The sequence below is a fragment of the Paenibacillus solani genome (assembly GCF_001277345.1).
Taxonomy (GTDB): domain Bacteria; phylum Bacillota; class Bacilli; order Paenibacillales; family Paenibacillaceae; genus Paenibacillus_AQ; species Paenibacillus_AQ solani.
Window position 1 is genome coordinate 229,508 of sequence record NZ_LIUT01000003.1, and the last position, 17,554, is coordinate 247,061.

The following is a 17,554-nucleotide window of genomic DNA, read 5'->3' on the forward strand; positions in this document are numbered from 1 at the left end:
TAAGCCCGATCGGCTCGGTGCGTCAAGTCATCATTCGCCCGTTTCCCAGAAGTGCACTGCATTCAGGACAGCTGCAGCATACCTCAGCCCGATTATCAAAAATATGGGCCAGCGTCACGATTACAGGAAGCTCCGGCTGCCTCGTATGGATAATCATCCGGGCAGGTGACACAGCTATCAGTGTGCTAACAACCATATCCTCGATCTCCATTTCCTGGTCAAGCCTTTCCATCACCAATCCGTCATCGCGCGGACGCTCAATCGGCCTGAGATTTCCATCCAGCAGCAGGAAATCTTCTTCTCCCTTGTGAATGACATGAACCAGGGGCATTTTGGGCTCCTGGAAGTACACAAAATACTTCAGCAAGCTTACGAATTCTTCATACTGTTGATCCAGCATAAATTCATCCACGGCATACTCCGCCATCTCGCGCAGCTCCTGTTCATAAGGCTGAAGCCGAAATGTCAGAAATCCATCGAGATTAAGCTCGGGGACTTCGTTAAGGCATTGATATATGCCATCGGACAGCCTTCGTCTGCGGCTCATCATGAACTCACAGGAGGGACCTTCATTTTTTTGCAGGAGCATTAAAAACCATTGCAGAATTCTTCCTGCCTCATCCTCATCATCAAACTCGAATTCCGAGAACATTAACCGTGCAGCGATCTCCTGCTCTTTCTCTTCCATGATATAAGCAGTGATTGCTTCGGCGGTGAGTCGGCGCAGTGTGTCGGCTGATGCCGTCCAAGTGGACAGCGGAACCTTGCCGGAGCACGTCCACATTACGCGGTCATCCGAAGCGCTGAACATGAATTTCAGCTGCTTGCATTGTTTATGTAACTCTTTCTGCTTGTCTGTCATAATACGGTGAAACGCTTTTTTATCGTCTTCATTCCGTATGCCTGCAGATACGCTGAACAGTTCCATGGAATCACTCCTTTCGAGTTCCCTCTTCAGTATATGGGGACCCGCTCGGGGATATACGGAACTCTTGCTTGGAAAAACAAGCAAGTCTAAAGGTGCAGAATTGGGGTTGTATCATAAAAAGACGGGCCGATGGCTCGGCTCGTCTTTAGAAGATCGATTTATGGATTAGTTCTGCATAACAAAGTCACGTTCAATCGTACTGTTATCTTCAAAAACGCGAAGGATATCATACCGCGTGTTGCGTTGAGCCGGAATGTTGCCGGTCTCACGGATCAATTGAATGATCGATTCAATATTGACCTTATACACAGCACCAGCGGAAGAAACCACATTTTCCTCCATCATTGTGCTGCCGAAGTCATTACAGCCGTAGCTCAAGGACAGCTTGCCGATCTCAGGTCCCATTGTTACCCAGGACGACTGCAGGTTCGGTACGTTATCGATCGCCAGGCGGCCAATCGCTACTGTCTTCAAGTATGCCTCCGGCGTTTCGCGTTCCCGCTTCAGATTCGTATTATCCGGTTGGAACGTGAACGGAATGAAGGCCAGGAAGCCTTTAGAGTCATAACCGTTCTGGATGCACTCATCCTGCGCGTCACGCACGCGAAGCATATGCAGTGCACGCTCTTCCATCGTTTCGCCCAGACCGATTACCATGGTCGCTGTCGTATTCATGCCCACTTTATGAGCTGTTTGCATGACATCCATCCATTGGCGCCATGTACCTTTCAGGCGGCTGACTTTTTTGCGAATGCGATCATCCAGGATCTCAGCACCGCCGCCAGGCAAGGAATCCAGTCCTGCCGAATGGAGCTCGCGCATCACTTCCTCGAGTGTCAGTCCCGAAATCTCCACCATTTTCATGATCTCAGCAGGGGAGAAGGAATGCATCGTAATATTAGGGAACCGCTTTTTAATGTTGCGCAGCAGATCCGTATAATAATTAAATGGCAGGTCAGGGTTAACTCCACCCTGCATAAGAATCTCCGTGCCGTTTACATCCTCGGTCTCCTGAATCTTCTGAAAGATCGTCTCATCCGGAAGAACATATCCTTCGGAGGATCCGGGTCTGCGATAAAAAGCACAGAAACGGCAGAAAACATCACAAATATTCGTGTAGTTAATATTTCGGCCGATCACAAACGTTGTTATAGGGTCCGGATGCAGACGCTTTGTCATCACATTCGCCGCATGGCCTATTTTCTCAATTTCATCACTCTCAAAAAGCGCCACAGTATCTTCCAAGTTTAAACGCTCACCGCGTAAAGCCTTATCTAGTATACGGTCTACCGCACTCATGTTGAAGCCTCCCAACTTAGGACAAAATAACAAATCACCAGTAAAAGTAAAACTATAACCTCTCTCATCCTACCACATTCCGGGATTAAAAACGACATCCCGTCCATGACGGGATGCCAGAATTCATATCTATAGAGAGCGTTTGAACGTTCCGTTCAGCACTTCTTTCGTGCTCTTTAATAACTCGCTGCAAAAGCACGGTCCAAATCGGCTATCAGATCATCTATATCCTCCAGCCCGACTGAGAACCGCAGCAATCCATCCGTAATTCCGCGTTCATGCCGAACCTGTGCGCCCATAGCCGCATGCGACATCATCGCCGGATAGGACAGGATGCTCTCCACGGCCCCCAGGCTGACCGCCACAAGCGGCAGCTTCACCTGATTCAGCACCTGCTTCGCCCGCTCGCCTGAGCCTACGTCAAAGGATACCACGGCACCATAGCCGCTGGACTGCTTCTCATGGACCTCGCGTCCCGGATGATTCAATAAGCCGGGATAATACACATGTTCAATGTCGCTGCGACCCTGCAGCCAAGCTGCCAGTTTGGCTGCGCTTTGCTCAGAGTGGGCCATACGTGTGCTAAGCGTCTTCATTCCCCGCATGAGCAGCCAGGAATCCTGTGCGCCAAGCACGGTGCCGAGACCATTTTGCAGCTGCTTCAAACGTTCTCCCAGCTCCTCGGTTCTGGCAACAGCGAGACCTGCGAGCACATCGCTGTGTCCACCGAGAAATTTAGTTGCACTGTGAATGACAATATCTACGCCAAATTCAATCGGCCGCTGATAGAACGGCGTCATGAATGTATTATCAAGCAGCGTAAGAAGTCCTTGTTCCTGCGCCCATGCCGTTACAGCACCGATGTCGGTAATCTTGAGGGTCGGGTTCGAAGGGGTCTCCATATAGACTGCTTTTGTATTCGGTTTGAGCGCGCTCTTCACCTGATTCAGATCCGTCATATCCACGAATGTGCTCTCAATGCCCATACGGCTCAGGATGCTGGTCAACAGGCGGTAGGTTCCCCCGTACACATCTTCGGTCACGATCATGTGATCGCCTGCCGAGAGCAGCATGAACGAGCTCGAGATCGCCGCCATCCCGGAAGCATAAGCGAAACCACGTACGCCTCCTTCCAGAAGCGCAATATAGTCCTCCAGCGCCTGCCGCGTCGGATTGCCGGAACGGCTGTAATCATGCAGAGGCGGGTTATAGATATCATCATGATGAAACGTCGAAGCTTGATAGATAGGAACGCTGGAAGCTCCCGTCGCCCGGTCGATTTCTCCGCCGAAATGAAGTAATTTCGTTTCAAAACGGAGATCATCATCTTGATTATCTTTTTGTGCCGCTGACCATTTCTTGCTTTGGGTTTCCAGTCCTGACGGACCTTTGTCTATACTCATTCCCCAGCGCTCCCTTCCACTTCAGCGATAGCCGCGCCCAGCGCAGCATCCAGATCCGCAATCAGGTCATCCACATGTTCAATGCCAACTGAGAATCGGAGCAAGCGGTCATCCACACCGATCGCTTCCCGAATCTCTAGCGGAATATCCGCATGGGTTTGCACCGCGGGGTAAGTCATCAGGGACTCGACGCCCCCCAGACTTTCTGCGAATGCTATCAGCTTCACATGTCGCAGCACAGGCTCCACATAGCGGGCATCCTTTACTTTGAAGGAGAAGATGCCGGTATTGCCGCTGGATTGGCGATTCTGAATCTCATGCCCCGGATGATCCGGCAGGGCAGGATAATATACGTTCTCTATTGCTGGATGAGTTGTTAAGAATGTGGCTACAGCGGTTGCGTTTCTTTCATGCGCATCCATGCGAAGGGCGAGTGTCTTCATCCCCCTCATAAGCTGATAAGAATCAGAAGGGCTCAATACTGCGCCAATGGAGTTGTGAAGAAACGCCATTTCCTCTGACAACTCTTTACCCTTCGTGACGATAATGCCGGCAAGCACATCATTATGTCCTCCCAGATATTTAGTGGCGCTATGTATGACAATGTCTGCGCCCAGCTCGATCGGTCTCTGAAAATACGGAGTGAGAAGTGTGTTATCTACGATGCTGATCAGTTGATGATGCCTTGCCCACGTACAGACTGCTTCCAGATCTGTAATCATCATGAGCGGGTTGGTCGGTGTTTCAATGAAGACCGCTTTTGTGTTGGGTCGTCTGGATCCTTCGAGTGCATCCAGATCATTCGTATCCACATAGGTTGCGGAGACGCCGAACTTTGCCATGATTCGTTCAAGCAACCGGTAAGTTCCGCCATACAGGTCCAACGATACAATCAAATGATCACCTTGACCGAACAATGCGAAAATGGTCTGCAAGGCAGCCATGCCTGAGCTGCAAGCAAAGCCGGCATCCCCGGATTCCAACTCCGCGCAGGCCTCTTCCAGCACGGATCGCGTCGGATTCTTCGTACGGGAATAATCAAATCCCGTGCTCTGACCTAACTTTGGATGACGATAGGCAGTAGCCTGATAAATTGGAAAGGTCACCGCTCCCGTAACCGGTTCTTGCACCGATCCAATCTGGGCAAGCCTGCTCTCTATATTCAACGATTTCTTCTCCATCACATATTTCCTCCTATACGCTGCTATATTTGCGGACCAATATCATATGGCGTTTCTTGATATACATAGTAATTGAGCCAATTAGTAAATAATAAATTTGCATGCGCACGCCATATGGACGGAGGCGTTCTAGTTGGATCATCATTCGGGTAATAGTTGCGAGGCAGCGTGATGTCCATTCCCTTGGCAACATCACGGTCGTACTCCCACTTGAGCGAGTCTGCATCATACTCGGAATGCCCTGTGGCAAAAATCTGTTTTCCGTCCCGACTTGCAACCAAATAAATGCCTGCTTCCTCCGACTCGGACAGGATGACCAAATCGTCAATTCCTGTAATGTCTTCGCGCCGAACCTCCGTATGACGGGAATGCGGAACAAAGAACATTTCATCAAAGCCGCGGAGCAGCTTGGTACAGGGTTCATTAATCGTGTGCGGAAAAACGCCAAAGCATTTCTCTTCCAGGCTGTATTTCGGCACGCCGTAATGGTAATAAAGGCCGGCCTGCGAAGCCCAGCATATATGCAAAGTGGAGGTAACATGAGTCTTGCTCCATTCAAAAATCTCAGTAAGCTCATTCCAGTAATTCACTTCTTCAAACTCCAGCTGCTCCACCGGGGCTCCTGTAATGATCATGCCGTCAAAGCGACGATTCTTCACTTCTTCAAAGGTTTTGTAAAAAGACTCCAGATGCTCAGCTGAAGTATTCTTCGAAACATGGGAGCCCGGATGAAGAAGGACAACATCCACTTGGAGGGGGGAGTTGCCGATCAACCGCAGCAGTTGAGTTTCTGTCGTTTCCTTGGTTGGCATCAAGTTAAGAATAGCGATCCGCAATGGGCGGATATCCTGTTGGAACGCATGACTCTCATCCATTACAAATATGTTCTCTCCAGCCAGAACTTCCTTGGCCGGCAAGGCATCCGGAATTTTTATTGGCATTATGGCTCACTCCTTCGAATTATGAAATGATACATGCTTAAGCTGTGAGATTGGGCGATAAATGTGTATATATGAAAGATGACCTTTCTCGCTTGGAGAAAGGTCATCATTTACGTATCATAATGCGCCTCTCTCATCTGTCAGGCTATACAACCATTACGTGAATCGTTGTATCTCCTGCAAGAATTAGCACCGTACGATGTTGCTGCCGGTTGCCGGGTTTCATAGGGCTAGTCCCTCCACCTGCTCTTGATAAGATTTCGCTGTATTCAGTTGTTTTCGAAATTTGTTCGTAATTGATACTTACTTTAAATCATCCACCATTGTTCGTCAAGATCCTTTTCTACGGTACATCCGCCCAACACATAACACGGTAGACCTCCATACCCTGTATGATAGCTCTTGACTGGTCTGGATTTCAACTTGAAAGGTCCCAAACCCAGCGGTATACTAGACAAGTGCTGTTAAAAAACGAGTATGAAAGAGGTGACATGAAAGATGGACGGTGACCCGAGTCAGAAACTGGATGCACAAGATGCACAACCGCATAGGATTAAGATCAGCTTACCGGCGAAGGGCAGCGTTATTTTTCATGCGCTTTGATTCTTGCTCTTCATTTCTAGAACATGCCCGTATACCGGTGGGCTGATATCCTGTGCCTTTACTGCTTAACCAAGCAGCTTGTAATTGACAAAGGAGTGATATCAGATGAAAATCCGGTTGGTCGATTCGGGCGTATTTACACCTGTTGAAGACATCCAAATGACACTGACACCTCCAGCTAGCGGCTTCTACTGGCTGGATGCGGACGTGGATGATTTAGCCGAACTACAGCCCCTCTTCTCCCTTCATGATCTTGCTGTGGAGGACTGCCTTAGTGAAGAGGAGCAGCGCCCCAAACTCGAAATTTATGAGAACCACTATTTTATTGTCGTGAACAGCATCCGCTTTGATGACGAAGAAATATTCCTTCGTGCATTGAACGTTTTCCTGGGCAGACATTTTATAATAACGGTAACCAAGCAGAAGATCCATGAGCTTCGTTCCGTCAAGCCGCTCCTGTGGGAGGATGAAGTCAGTACACCTGACCGTTTCCTCTATCTGTTGATCGACCTCGTCACAGACAACTACTTCACTGTCGGAGACCGGATCGAAGCACGGATCGAAAAACTGGAAGAGGATATCCTGATGCATACCAAGAAATCCCACCTGAGCGAAATTATTGGTCTTCGCAGTGAAATTCTGTGGCTTAAGAAAGTGCTTGGACCGCAGAAGGAAGTTATCAATACGCTTAACAAAAAAGACCTCCGGCTGATCGATGATCAGCTGCAAAAATATTTCAGCGACATCTATGAAAATGCCGTTAAAATTTCCGAAACCTTCGAGACCTATCGGGATCTCATGGGTAACCTTCGCGAGGCATATCAATCCAGTATCGCCAATCGGGCCAACGAAATTATGCGTGTGTTTACAGCTATTACAACCATCTTCATTCCGCTGACGCTCATTACGGGCATCTACGGCATGAACTTTACAAATATGCCTGAACTCGACTGGAAATATTCATACTATGTGGTACTCGGCATCATGATTTCTGCCGGTGCTCTCATGTTTTATCTGTTCCGTAAGAAAGACTGGATATGATATGCACTTCATCCAGACTTGCAGACATCATCAGGCCAGGTTCCCTTGCTACAAGGAGAACCTGGCCTGATTTATGTACGTTAGATTTAGCTCATCTTTACTTTGCTGGCCTCTGCCCTTCGGAACCGAATGCGCAGCAAGCGCAGCCGCTCATATAACTTCTCCGTCCCGCCAATTTCCTCGGCTTCTCCCTTCTCGGTTTGTGCTTGTCCATATACCCGCTGTAATACCGGTTTTAAAAAAGTGTCACCCAGCTCTTCAAAAGCACGCCATACCGTTGCCTGCTCTGTTTCTGTAATTGCACTCAATTCAATCTGCAGCAGCTGTTCTGTATCATAACCTTCCTTCTCAAGTCCTTCCAATTCCTCAACCAGATCCCGACGCGACAGCGAAGTACGTTCTTCCAGATGGGCCAGCGACGCTCCTTCAGCAATACCAAGGAGCATCGTGCGGCGGATTTGGAAGCGTTCCAGTTCCTGCTTGTATTTCTGTTCTTTCTGTTTATACAGCCAGGATAAGAACACTTCTTCAGATAGCTGCGAATATACCCAATCCAATGGAAATGAGGTCGTTCGTTCAATCTTCGACGTTATTTCAAGCCATTCTGCCCCGTGTTCCGAAGCCTTACTAGTTCCTATTCCCGGAAGCTGAAGGAGTTCCTCCTCCGTCTGGGGAATAAACGCGCTAATCATGCGCAGAACCCGATTGCTGGCAATAAAATAAGGGGCCTTCCTGCCGGATGCCGCCTTTCTCCTGCGCCAGGCGCACAACTCTGTATACAGCTCCTCCGAGCCATACAGCTCACTATAGCACTGCAGTTTCTGGCTCACCTGGCTCTTGCCCCCATTCTCGCCTGATTCATGAAACACTCCCTCAATCAGCGGCCGGAAGCCTTCACCCAGCTTCTTCGCCAATTGATGCCGATACACGCATAACAACTCATTCCATGAATTTCCTTCATACCACTCCTCATCGAAAAAGTCGCCTTCTTGCTCGATACTCCGCCAACCGAGCCGCCACCCCCCCTCTTCTTCGCCGATCCATACTTGAGCAGACCGGGCATGACCTGACTCATCCGCCCCGCTCATCTGATTCATGAATACAATTTGCATTCCCTGTTACCTCCTGTTTACTCAATCAGCATAACGACAAAACCACGCAAAAAAGCACCTTTCCTCCGCCGCAGCGTCAAGAAAGGTGCTTCCCATTCCACATGTTATACTGTTGCATCTATAATACCATAATTTGACATGGAATCAAGCGCTTTTGTGCCATTCTATATAGAGGTTACGCAAGTGCGCTCTTCGCCTCATCGACTGCCAGCTTGGCCAATGCCAATGCACCACAGAGTCCCGCATTATCACCAAGCATCGGCGGAACGATAAACTGGTCGATCCCCTCATGAAGGCTTGGATGCTGAACATAACCAGCCAGCAACTCCTGAAGCTTCGTACGGATCAACGGGAACAGCTGCTCCTGCTTCATAACGCCTCCGCCCATAACAATTCGCTGCGGGGACAGAATGAGCACATAATTCATCAGTGCTTGGGCCAGATAATAAGCCTCCATTTCCCAAGCCGGATGATCCGGTGTCAGCTCCACGCCGGGAACACCCCAACGTTTACCGAGAGACGGACCAGCAGCGAGGCCTTCCAGACAGTCTGCATGATAAGGACAAGTTCCTTCGTACTGATCTTCCGGATGGCGGCGCACATAAATATGCCCCATCTCCGGATGCGACAAGCCGTGAATCAATTCACCCGCTACAACGGCACCTGCCCCTACTCCAGTTCCAATCGTAATATACAGACAGCTGTCTAGGCCTTGGGCAGCGCCCCATGTATACTCGCCAAGAGCTGCACCGTTTACGTCGGTATCAAATCCGATCGGAACATCAAAGCGCTCTTTCAGTGCCTTCACAATATTGTAATTGCTCCAATGCGGCTTCGGTGTCGTTGTGATGCAGCCATAAGTAGGGCTGCCCTTCACCGGATCAATCGGTCCGAATGAACCGACTCCGATCGCCTCTATATCCTTGTCAGCAAAAAAGTTAAAAACGTTTGCCATAGTTTCTTCAGGGGTTGTTGTCGGAAAGCTCACGCGTTCCACAACCGTACCATCCGCAGTACCTACGCCGCATACGAACTTGGTTCCTCCTGCTTCAATTGCTCCAAGTAAACTCATGCTTCTTCCATCCTCTCCATGATGTGCAGTATCTAATCTTCTGTTTGGTTGTTAACAAGCTCTACTCGAGCATATGTAAACATCGCGTTCCCGTCAAGTCTGCTTAGGCGTCTTATCCCGCCTGGCTTGATAAACAAGCGGCAATGAAACTGTCATGGCCGCGATCACGGCGGCTCCCCAACTTAAAATAAGGGGCCTCGCAAAGCAGCGAGGCCGTGAAGAATCAACCAATGCTATAAACGTTCCTTTATGACTAGGACCCCACCGCGATCCCAAACAAATAACCGAGGCTTTTCATTTCAAGCTCCTCCAGCTTGGTCAGTGCACGGTCGTGATCTACATTCAATCGGCATAAATCCAATTCGCACTCCATGGGAACCTCACAATGAATCTCAGCTAAAGCTCGGGATAAATGCAGCATGTCCAGATCCGCTTCAATCTTGGTGCGGACCCCTTTGGTCAGTGAGTCAAGGTTTGCAAGGATACCCTCCACGGATTCATACTCCTGAATCAACTTGACTGCCGTCTTTTCGCCGATACCGCGAACGCCCGGATAATTATCGCTCGTATCCCCCATCAATCCTTTAACATCGATGACTTGTTTAGGGGATAATCCCTTTTCAGCATAAAGCGTTTCAGCGGTATAATGCATATAATTGCCGTGACCTTTTTTCATAATAATAACGGAGGTTGAATCGTTTACAAGCTGGAGAAGATCATGGTCTCCTGACAGGATCATCACATTCATGCTATCGCTAAACCGTCTGGCCAGTGTACCGATGCAATCATCGGCTTCGTAGCCGACGACGCCCAGATTCGGAATTCCCAGGCATTCGGTCACATCACGAACCAACGAAAACTGCGGGATCAGATCATCCGGCGCTTCCGCACGATTACCTTTGTAGGCTGCGAACTGCTCGGTACGAAAAGTTTTGGAACCCATATCCCAGCAGCAAGCCACATGGGTAGGCTGAAATTTATCGATGGCATCCCACATATAACGCAGGAAGCCGTAAATCGCGTTGGTTGGAACACCCGCTTTGGTACGTCGTATATAACCGCTGGACGCGGTAGCATAGTAAGCACGAAATAATAAAGCCATCCCGTCAACAAGCATTAAGGATGGTTGCTGATTCGATATCACAGTAAGAATCGCTCCTAACTTTTACATCTCTGATAAAACCTTTAAATGAACTAATTCATTATATCATATCCCATAGGGACTTGGACTTATCGAAGGACATTTCATTGAATTTCCTAACATTGGCGATTTCATTTAACATAAAAAAACATCCCGGCAATCTAAAGACGGCGGGATGCTATAGTCTGAGAGCTTCATCCTTAAGCTCGAATGCCCTGAAGACAAGGACAGATAATAATAATCTAACCCCGAGAGCTAGATATATTCGCTTTTTAGCGGTTCTACTTCTTCCAAGACTCTTCGTACTGCTCCGCTTTGAAGCCAACGGTAACTTTGCTGCCATCCGTCACGATCGGGCGCTTGATCAACCTTCCATTGGAGGATAGCAACTCAATTTTCTCCTCATCAGAGAGTCCCGGCAGCTTGTCTTTCAGATTCAGTTCCTTGTAAACTTCTCCGCTCGTATTAAAAAACTTCTTCAGCTCGAGGCCGCTCTTGGCGATCAGGTCTGCTAATTCAGCCTGAGCCGGCGGCTCTTCAAAAATGTTCTGAAGCTCCAGTTCATGTCCTTCGTTCTGCAGCCATTTCACTGCATTCCGGCATGTGCCGCACTTCGGATATTGATAAACTTTCAGTTTGCTCATTCTTATATGATCTCCTTCTACGATTTCATGAAATATCAGATGGCCTCTTCACCGGCAAGCATGGATCTCAGAGACTTCATATCCTCCGGAAGCGGAGCCGTAAAAACCATCGTCTTCCCTTCAATCGGGTGAACTAGTGTCAAACTTGAAGCATGCAGAGCCTGTCTGTTGATATAGCTGTCCAGCTTCAGGATCGAAGATGCTTCCCCGTGCTCATGTACATCGTTATACTCTGCAGACACGTCCACGCCAGCTTGCACTGAATGGTACACGGGATGCTGATACATCCGATCGCCGATCAATGGGCAACCGATGCTGAGCATATGCACCCGAATCTGATGCGTCCGGCCCGTTTCCAGCTTCAATTCCACCATGGATGCTGCAGGATACGTTTCGCACACCTTATACCTTGTCAGCGAAGGATATCCCTCCGGCATAACGATACGGCGGTGGGGCTCTACAGGATCCCGATCAATCGGCCCATCTATACTGCCTGATTCTGAGGTTGGCTTACCATGGACCAGCGCTACATATCTCTTATCAACTGTGCCGGCAATCATCTGCTCAGAAATATGCTGATGAATGTAGGAATTCTTTGCGATTACGAGTACACCGGACGTTTCCTGATCCAGCCTGTGAACCGCTCGAAAGCGGTAATTCCAGCCCTGCTCCTGCCAATAGTGAACCACTCCATTCGCCAGCGTCCCAGTATAATGACCATGAGTTGGATGTACAATAATCCCGGCAGGCTTGTTCAGAACAAGCAGATGCTCGTCTTCGTACAGAATATGAAGTTCCATCGGCTGTGGGAGCATATCATCAGAACGTTCCTGTTCCAGCCGAATTTCGATTAGATCACCCGCCTGCACTTTAACACTAATGTAAACACGGGTCCCGTTTAGCATAATGCCCTGCTCGGTCAACTTGAGCCGTGAGAGCAGCTTACGGGATACCCCCATACGTTTTTGCAAAATGGTCTTAAGCAGCATGCCGTCTTCATAGGTGGGAACAACATAGCGGATCGGCGGATAATACAAGTCCATAAGTTAACGGAAGACCTTTCCACTGCGCTCATATTCAACATCCGGAATCCCCGCATGCGCATTGGCTGCGCGGGCAGTAACAAAGAAATAATCCGATAACCGATTCAAATACCGGCGTACTTCCGGATTAATTTCTGTTGTTCGTCCCAGGGTTATGGTCAATCGCTCAGCTCGGCGGCATACGGTTCTGCATACGTGAAGCACAGAAGACAACGCGCTCCCACCCGGCAAAATAAATCGTTCGAGAGGTGGATTCTTCTCCTCAAAAGCATCCAACCACAACTCCAAATTGTCCACAAGCTCTGCTGCTACCTTAAGCTTATCCTCCCGAGGCCTCGCGTAAGCCAAATCTGACCCGCAATCAAACAACTCATGCTGGATTCGAATCAGCTGCTGATGCAGCTCCTCGAACTCGGCCTCTTTGGCCAAGAAAACAGCCTGCCCAACAAAACTGTTTAACTCATCAATGGTGCCATATGCTTCAATGCGCGGATCATCCTTGGGCACCCGGCCGCCAATGATCGAGGTTTCCCCCGCATCTCCTGTTCTTGTATAAACCTTCAATATATTTTCCTCCTTTAAGTCCCTGCTCTGTTTGTAGCCAAGCACCTGCATACCTCATTATGCTCAACTATATCATAATTTGTTGCGGCGGTCTTCGCTTCGAAGCAGCAGCCTCGTGCAGTGAACAACGGGTCGCCAGAAATACCTCGATGCACAGTGAAAACCAAATGCAAACGAGGCTGATCACTGAGTAATTTTACTCATGATCAGCCTCGTATTATTAGTTCATGTGTATATTATAGTTTCTTTTTGGGGTGTGCCTTCATATATTCGTTGATCTTCAAATCCAGCAAACTGCTGATTTCAATCACGATTTCCGATGTGAAGGACTGCTCTTCCAAAAAAATCTGTTCCATTTTTCGGCGAAGCATATGAATTTCGTCTTCCAAGGTAATTTCCGAAGGGGTGGATTTGGCTGATTTAATTGACCATTTACCGTGATTATTGTCTTCAGCCATATATTCACCACGGTAGTTTGACAATTCATAGTCACAAAACACTGGTGATCCCTCCTCCGAAAGTAAAATTCTGCTCCCAAAATAAAATTATAACATACTTTTTGCCATTGGAAAGTATATTTTCTGTTAAATCAAGGAAAAGGTTCAACATTTTACTTTGCTATTTTAATTTTGCCACAAAATTGCCCATTCTCTCCAATGCCTCATTCAGTTGGGCGATAGATGTTGCATAAGAACAACGGATAAATCCTTCACCGCCCATACCGAAAGCGGTGCCCGGCACGGCGGCCACTTTGGCTTCGGTTAGCAAGCGCTGCGCAAACTCCTCCGAAGGTAAGCCGGTGTTCTTAATGCTTGGAAATGCGTAGAATGCCCCTTGAGGTTCGTGACAATCAAGGCCGATTTCCCGAAGTCCAGAAACAACAAGTCTGCGGCGCTGGTTATAAGACTCAACCATCCTGTCTTTTTCACCCATGCCATGACGCAGGGCCTCAAGCGCCGCGACTTGGCCCATCGCTGGAGCGCACATGACCGTATATTGGTGGATTTTCAACATGGCGCCGATCAGGTCTCTATGGGCACATACATATCCCATACGCCAGCCGGTCATCGCAAACGCCTTGGAGAATCCGCTCACTAATATGGTGCGGTCCATCATGCCCGGGATTGAGGCAAAGCTCACATGCTTGCCTTCATACGTAAGCTCTGCGTAGATTTCATCAGAGATTACAATCAGATCATGTTTTTCAACCAATTCTGCAATAGGCAGCCAATCCTCATAAGTCATAATGGCACCCGTTGGATTGCTTGGATAGCATAAGATCAAAATCTTCGATTTTGGTGTAATTTGTGCTTCCAGGGCTTCTGCCGTAAGCTTGAATTGATGCTCTGCCGTCGTTTCAATGCCAACAGGCACCCCGCCGCCGATCGAAGCAATTGGCGAGTAGGAAATGTAACACGGTTCCGGAATGAGTATTTCATCACCTGGAACGATCAAGGCTCGCAGAGCCAGATCAATGGCCTCACTGCCACCGACGGTTACGATCATCTCACTCGCAGGATCATAGTTTACCTGGAAACTGGCGCTCAGATATTCAGCGATTGCTTCCCGTAGCTCCGGCATACCCGCATTGGAAGTATATCCTGTAAAGCCCCGCTCCAGCGAATACACGCAAGCTTCTCTCACATGCCAAGGAGTTACAAAATCAGGTTCCCCAACACCAAGCGTAATAATATCCTTATTGCCGCTCACAAGATCAAAAAATTTCCGGATTCCCGATGGTTGGATATCCCTGACGCGTGGTGCCAAGTAAGAGCTCATGGATTTCCTGTTATTTTCTGCAAGTTGCTGTTCGTTCAAAATCATAGCACACGCTTCCTTTACGGCGAGATCAGGAGACGATTGTCTTCTTGGCGTTCTTCAAAGATAATCCCGTCTTGTTTATATTTTTTCAAAATGAAGTTCGTTTTGGTTGATAATACAGAGTCGATGGGTGACAGCTTCTCTGAAACAAAATTGGCGACATCACGCAAGCTTGCGCCTTCTACTTCTACGAGCAGATCATAGGCGCCCGACATAAGATAAACCGATTTTACCTGAGGGAACAAATAAATCCGTTCGGCAATTCCTTCAAAGCCCCTCCCGCGCTCAGGCGTAATTTGAACCTCGATCAGCGCTGTAACCTTCTCGTCTTCCACCTTGCCCCAATTGACAACGGTCGCATACTTTACAATCACATGATCTCGTTCAAGCTCCGCAATGGAAGTTTTAACTTCCTCTTCATCTACACCGAGTAGAGTAGAGAGTAGAGCCGGCGATCTTCTCGCGTCCTCTTTTAGCAGATCAAGCACCTTCAACTTCAATTCGCTTAGCTCTTCCATATACGTATCCTCCAGCACTTGTTCCAAATACCCGGCTATGTTTACACAGGCTTTACGGAACAGAGATTAATACTTATATTACAATAACTTACACGGGATGTGCAAAAGAAAATAACCGATGCACTCTCGCAGCACCAGCTGCGGATGTGATCGGCTATAAAGCTTGGTTCCAAATTAGATAACGGGTTAATTATAAGGGGAAGGCTCCACGTTCGTTGCATGGGGAGTGACATTCGGATGGTGAGCGAAAGCGCCCATCCCCGATGTCTTTTGGTTAATGGTATCACGGGTTTTTTGGATCGTTTGCTGGGCTTGCTTATGCTGCTTATCCACATCTGTTTTAAGCGCATGCAAACCTGGAGAATACATGTTCTGCTGCTTCATCATATTAAAAAACTCACCTTGGAGCTTCAGGGTATCTGCGGTTAAATCCGTAAACATTTGACGTACAACAGGACATGAAGCTTCCGTCGTAGCTGTCGTGTACTCCCGAACTGTCCGTTTCAATTCTCCCAGAATGGGGCTTAACATATCTTCTTCCGGCAGGTAAGAAGTTCCGTTCATCGTTGTCATCGGTTGTCCTCCTCTGTATTCAAATTCTTTGTCCAAGCTTATTATTGTGGCTGCGTTGGCGCAATGTTGCTGTGTGTCTGCAGAGAGTCCACCAACGTATTTAGATGCTGCTCATGGCGGCTTACGAATCCAAGCAAGGCCTGCTGTAGGGCATGATTCTGGCTCGCTGCCGCTGCTGCAGCACAGTGTTTGGCCAGCATCGTCTCGTTGGAAATACAATCGACAATATAATCAAGTTCTTTGGAAGTTAGCGGTTGTATTTGATGATTCGTTGTCATCCTAATTCAGTTCCCCTTTCCATTTAGATTCCACAGAACTAGTATGCCACCATGGCAAAAATCTATGTTCTTAGATGGCTTAAAACGAAAGGGAACGGCCAAATTAATAACGATCTTATATGAAGGGGGTAGTGTTCATGTTACTCACCGGCGGAACAACACCTTGGTCATATTTAAATACGGGATCAATAAAAGAGTACCCCCGGTTAACCGATCATCTCAGCTGCGATGTATTGGTTATAGGAGGGGGGATCAGCGGTGCCCTGATGACCTACGTTTTAAGCAAGCAAGGGGTGAACACCATCCTTCTGGATAAGGGGCGCGTATGTGCGGGCAGCACTTCTGCCAACACCGGACTTTTGCAATTTATGAACGACAACTCGCTGACCGAACTGATCAGGCAATTCGGCGAACATCGCGGTACCTCGATTTACAATCTGTGCAAGAGGGGTGTACGCCGGCTTAGCGATATTGCAAATCAGTTATCCAGGGATTCGTGCCTCATTCCGCGAAGTAGTCTCTATTATGCCAGTACTCCCGAAGTTGCGGGTATGCTTAAGAATGAATATGAATTGCTGAAACATAAAGGGTTTGATGTTGAGTACTGGAGCCGGGAGGAAATTGAGGCCAACTTCCCATTCTCAAAAGAAGCTGCTATTTATAGTTACGGAGATGCCGAGGTCGATCCATACCGATTTGGACATAATCTAATCCAAGATGCCCACGCTCATGGTGCGCGGATATTTGAGCACAGCGAGGCAAAGAAAACCCGATACACGGACAGCGATGTTACAGTGACAACAGAATACGGAAGCGTTGTAGCCAAGAATGTGATTTGGGCCACAGGATACAGTACTCAGGATTGGAAGCCCGACCCACAAGCGGAGCTGCTTAATACTTATGCTATTTTAACCGAACCGGTACCGGATCTGTCTGCATGGCATGATCGTGCACTCATCTGGGAAACGAGCCGGCCTTATCTCTACTTTCGAACAACACCGGATCAGCGGATCATTGCCGGGGGACTGGATGAACCGCTCCCTCCTTCGGGCAGACCTGAGGAATACGCTGAGCTAAGAGGTCAAAGGCTGCTGGATGAAGTCCATAAGCTGTTTCCTCATCTGGCCGACTTAAACATTGCCTGCCATTGGGCTGGTGTATTTGCCTCGACCAAAGACGGCATCCCGTTAATCGGCAGACACCCGCAGTATCCACACAGCTATTTTATCGAGGTGTACGGCGGCAATGGGACGGTTTACAGCATGATCGCTGCTGATCTGCTGGCCAAGACGATAACAGGTCGCGAGCCGGAGGAGCTTAAATGGTTCTCCCTTATACGCCAAACGACCGAAATTTGACTCTACAAAAGAAGAAGGTATCTCCCACGTGGCC

The 17,554-nt window shown here is 48.4% G+C and carries 18 protein-coding genes and 1 riboswitch; of the genes, 2 read left to right on the forward strand and 16 right to left on the reverse strand.

The window, feature by feature from the left end; genetic code table 11:
• Positions 1-22 precede the first annotated feature (22 nt).
• The 5 genes from AM231_RS18335 to metA all read right to left on the reverse strand — a co-directional run bounded on the left by AM231_RS18335 (position 23) and on the right by metA (position 5,752).
• Positions 23-928, reverse strand: a complete 906-nt coding sequence (locus tag AM231_RS18335) for a putative sporulation protein YtxC (RefSeq protein ID WP_054403943.1) — start codon at positions 926-928, stop codon at positions 23-25.
• Positions 929-1,093: 165 nt separating this feature from the next.
• Positions 1,094-2,227, reverse strand: coding sequence for a cyclic dehypoxanthinyl futalosine synthase (mqnC, locus tag AM231_RS18340; protein WP_053491877.1), 1,134 nt, complete (start codon positions 2,225-2,227; stop codon positions 1,094-1,096).
• 176 nt (positions 2,228-2,403) lie between these two features.
• On the reverse strand, positions 2,404-3,630 hold the full coding sequence (locus AM231_RS18345) for a PLP-dependent transferase (RefSeq protein ID WP_054403944.1): 1,227 nt from the start codon (positions 3,628-3,630) through the stop codon (positions 2,404-2,406).
• The gene (locus AM231_RS18350) at positions 3,627-4,811 is read right to left on the reverse strand and encodes a PLP-dependent transferase (RefSeq protein ID WP_053491875.1); all 1,185 of its coding nucleotides are present in this window, start codon (positions 4,809-4,811) and stop codon (positions 3,627-3,629) included. Before AM231_RS18350 ends, AM231_RS18345 begins: the two co-directional genes overlap by 4 nt.
• 23 nt (positions 4,812-4,834) lie before the next feature.
• Complete coding sequence (gene metA / locus AM231_RS18355) at positions 4,835-5,752, reverse strand: homoserine O-acetyltransferase MetA (protein ID WP_053491874.1); 918 nt, start codon at positions 5,750-5,752, stop codon at positions 4,835-4,837.
• Between the two features lie 130 nt (positions 5,753-5,882).
• A riboswitch (SAM riboswitch) is annotated at positions 5,883-6,011 on the reverse strand.
• A 449-nt stretch (positions 6,012-6,460) separates the two neighbouring features.
• On the opposite strand from metA, the gene corA reads away from it, so the two are divergent.
• The gene (gene corA / locus AM231_RS18360) at positions 6,461-7,396 is read left to right on the forward strand and encodes a magnesium/cobalt transporter CorA (RefSeq protein WP_053491873.1); all 936 of its coding nucleotides are present in this window, start codon (positions 6,461-6,463) and stop codon (positions 7,394-7,396) included.
• 86 nt (positions 7,397-7,482) lie between these two features.
• On the opposite strand, the gene AM231_RS18365 is transcribed toward corA, so the two are convergent.
• From AM231_RS18365 to AM231_RS18415, 11 genes are all read right to left on the reverse strand, one after another.
• The gene (locus AM231_RS18365) at positions 7,483-8,508 is read right to left on the reverse strand and encodes an HRDC domain-containing protein (RefSeq protein ID WP_054403945.1); all 1,026 of its coding nucleotides are present in this window, start codon (positions 8,506-8,508) and stop codon (positions 7,483-7,485) included.
• A gap of 175 nt (positions 8,509-8,683) precedes the next feature.
• Entirely contained in the window at positions 8,684-9,580 is an 897-nt protein-coding gene (locus tag AM231_RS18370) for an ROK family protein (protein WP_054403946.1), read from the reverse strand.
• A 253-nt stretch (positions 9,581-9,833) separates the two neighbouring features.
• Positions 9,834-10,697: a 5'-3' exonuclease gene (locus AM231_RS18375; RefSeq protein ID WP_207383648.1), complete on the reverse strand. Its 864-nt coding sequence runs from the start codon at positions 10,695-10,697 to the stop codon at positions 9,834-9,836.
• 305 nt (positions 10,698-11,002) lie between these two features.
• Complete coding sequence (locus tag AM231_RS18380; RefSeq protein WP_053491869.1) at positions 11,003-11,365, reverse strand: arsenate reductase family protein; 363 nt, start codon at positions 11,363-11,365, stop codon at positions 11,003-11,005.
• 35 nt (positions 11,366-11,400) lie between these two features.
• A complete protein-coding gene (locus AM231_RS18385; protein WP_054403948.1) occupies positions 11,401-12,408 on the reverse strand; it encodes an RluA family pseudouridine synthase in 1,008 nt (335 codons plus the stop codon).
• Positions 12,409-12,411: 3 nt separating this feature from the next.
• Positions 12,412-12,972, reverse strand: a complete 561-nt coding sequence (locus AM231_RS18390) for a cob(I)yrinic acid a,c-diamide adenosyltransferase (protein ID WP_053491867.1) — start codon at positions 12,970-12,972, stop codon at positions 12,412-12,414.
• A gap of 236 nt (positions 12,973-13,208) precedes the next feature.
• Positions 13,209-13,472 (reverse strand): aspartyl-phosphate phosphatase Spo0E family protein, encoded by a 264-nt coding sequence (locus tag AM231_RS18395; protein WP_053491866.1) that lies wholly within the window; start codon positions 13,470-13,472, stop codon positions 13,209-13,211.
• 118 nt (positions 13,473-13,590) lie between these two features.
• Positions 13,591-14,796, reverse strand: a complete 1,206-nt coding sequence (locus AM231_RS18400) for an aminotransferase class I/II-fold pyridoxal phosphate-dependent enzyme (protein WP_053491865.1) — start codon at positions 14,794-14,796, stop codon at positions 13,591-13,593.
• 14 nt (positions 14,797-14,810) lie between these two features.
• A complete protein-coding gene (locus AM231_RS18405) occupies positions 14,811-15,311 on the reverse strand; it encodes an Lrp/AsnC family transcriptional regulator (RefSeq protein WP_054403949.1) in 501 nt (166 codons plus the stop codon).
• Between the two features lie 186 nt (positions 15,312-15,497).
• Entirely contained in the window at positions 15,498-15,884 is a 387-nt protein-coding gene (locus tag AM231_RS18410; RefSeq protein ID WP_054403950.1) for a spore coat protein, read from the reverse strand.
• 41 nt (positions 15,885-15,925) lie between these two features.
• On the reverse strand, positions 15,926-16,162 hold the full coding sequence (locus AM231_RS18415; RefSeq protein WP_054403951.1) for a hypothetical protein: 237 nt from the start codon (positions 16,160-16,162) through the stop codon (positions 15,926-15,928).
• A 137-nt stretch (positions 16,163-16,299) separates the two neighbouring features.
• On the opposite strand from AM231_RS18415, the gene AM231_RS18420 reads away from it, so the two are divergent.
• Positions 16,300-17,520, forward strand: a complete 1,221-nt coding sequence (locus AM231_RS18420) for an NAD(P)/FAD-dependent oxidoreductase (RefSeq protein WP_054403952.1) — start codon at positions 16,300-16,302, stop codon at positions 17,518-17,520.
• The last annotated feature ends 34 nt before the right edge of the window (positions 17,521-17,554 follow it).

Bases quoted from the DNA above. Each gene is read 5' to 3' on its own strand.
- AM231_RS18335 (WP_054403943.1), bottom strand. From the start codon at position 928: ATGGAACTGTTCAGCGTATCTGCAGGCATACGGAATGAAGACGATAAA.
- mqnC (WP_053491877.1), bottom strand. From the start codon at position 2,227: ATGAGTGCGGTAGACCGTATACTAGATAAGGCTTTACGCGGTGAGCGT.
- AM231_RS18345 (WP_054403944.1), bottom strand. From the start codon at position 3,630: ATGAGTATAGACAAAGGTCCGTCAGGACTGGAAACCCAAAGCAAGAAA.
- AM231_RS18350 (WP_053491875.1), bottom strand. From the start codon at position 4,811: ATGGAGAAGAAATCGTTGAATATAGAGAGCAGGCTTGCCCAGATTGGA.
- metA (WP_053491874.1), bottom strand. From the start codon at position 5,752: ATGCCAATAAAAATTCCGGATGCCTTGCCGGCCAAGGAAGTTCTGGCT.
- corA (WP_053491873.1), top strand. From the start codon at position 6,461: ATGAAAATCCGGTTGGTCGATTCGGGCGTATTTACACCTGTTGAAGAC.
- AM231_RS18365 (WP_054403945.1), bottom strand. From the start codon at position 8,508: ATGCAAATTGTATTCATGAATCAGATGAGCGGGGCGGATGAGTCAGGT.
- AM231_RS18370 (WP_054403946.1), bottom strand. From the start codon at position 9,580: ATGAGTTTACTTGGAGCAATTGAAGCAGGAGGAACCAAGTTCGTATGC.
- AM231_RS18375 (WP_207383648.1), bottom strand. From the start codon at position 10,697: ATGCTTGTTGACGGGATGGCTTTATTATTTCGTGCTTACTATGCTACC.
- AM231_RS18380 (WP_053491869.1), bottom strand. From the start codon at position 11,365: ATGAGCAAACTGAAAGTTTATCAATATCCGAAGTGCGGCACATGCCGG.
- AM231_RS18385 (WP_054403948.1), bottom strand. From the start codon at position 12,408: ATGGACTTGTATTATCCGCCGATCCGCTATGTTGTTCCCACCTATGAA.
- AM231_RS18400 (WP_053491865.1), bottom strand. From the start codon at position 14,796: ATGATTTTGAACGAACAGCAACTTGCAGAAAATAACAGGAAATCCATG.
- AM231_RS18405 (WP_054403949.1), bottom strand. From the start codon at position 15,311: ATGGAAGAGCTAAGCGAATTGAAGTTGAAGGTGCTTGATCTGCTAAAA.
- AM231_RS18410 (WP_054403950.1), bottom strand. From the start codon at position 15,884: ATGACAACGATGAACGGAACTTCTTACCTGCCGGAAGAAGATATGTTA.
- AM231_RS18415 (WP_054403951.1), bottom strand. From the start codon at position 16,162: ATGACAACGAATCATCAAATACAACCGCTAACTTCCAAAGAACTTGAT.
- AM231_RS18420 (WP_054403952.1), top strand. From the start codon at position 16,300: ATGTTACTCACCGGCGGAACAACACCTTGGTCATATTTAAATACGGGA.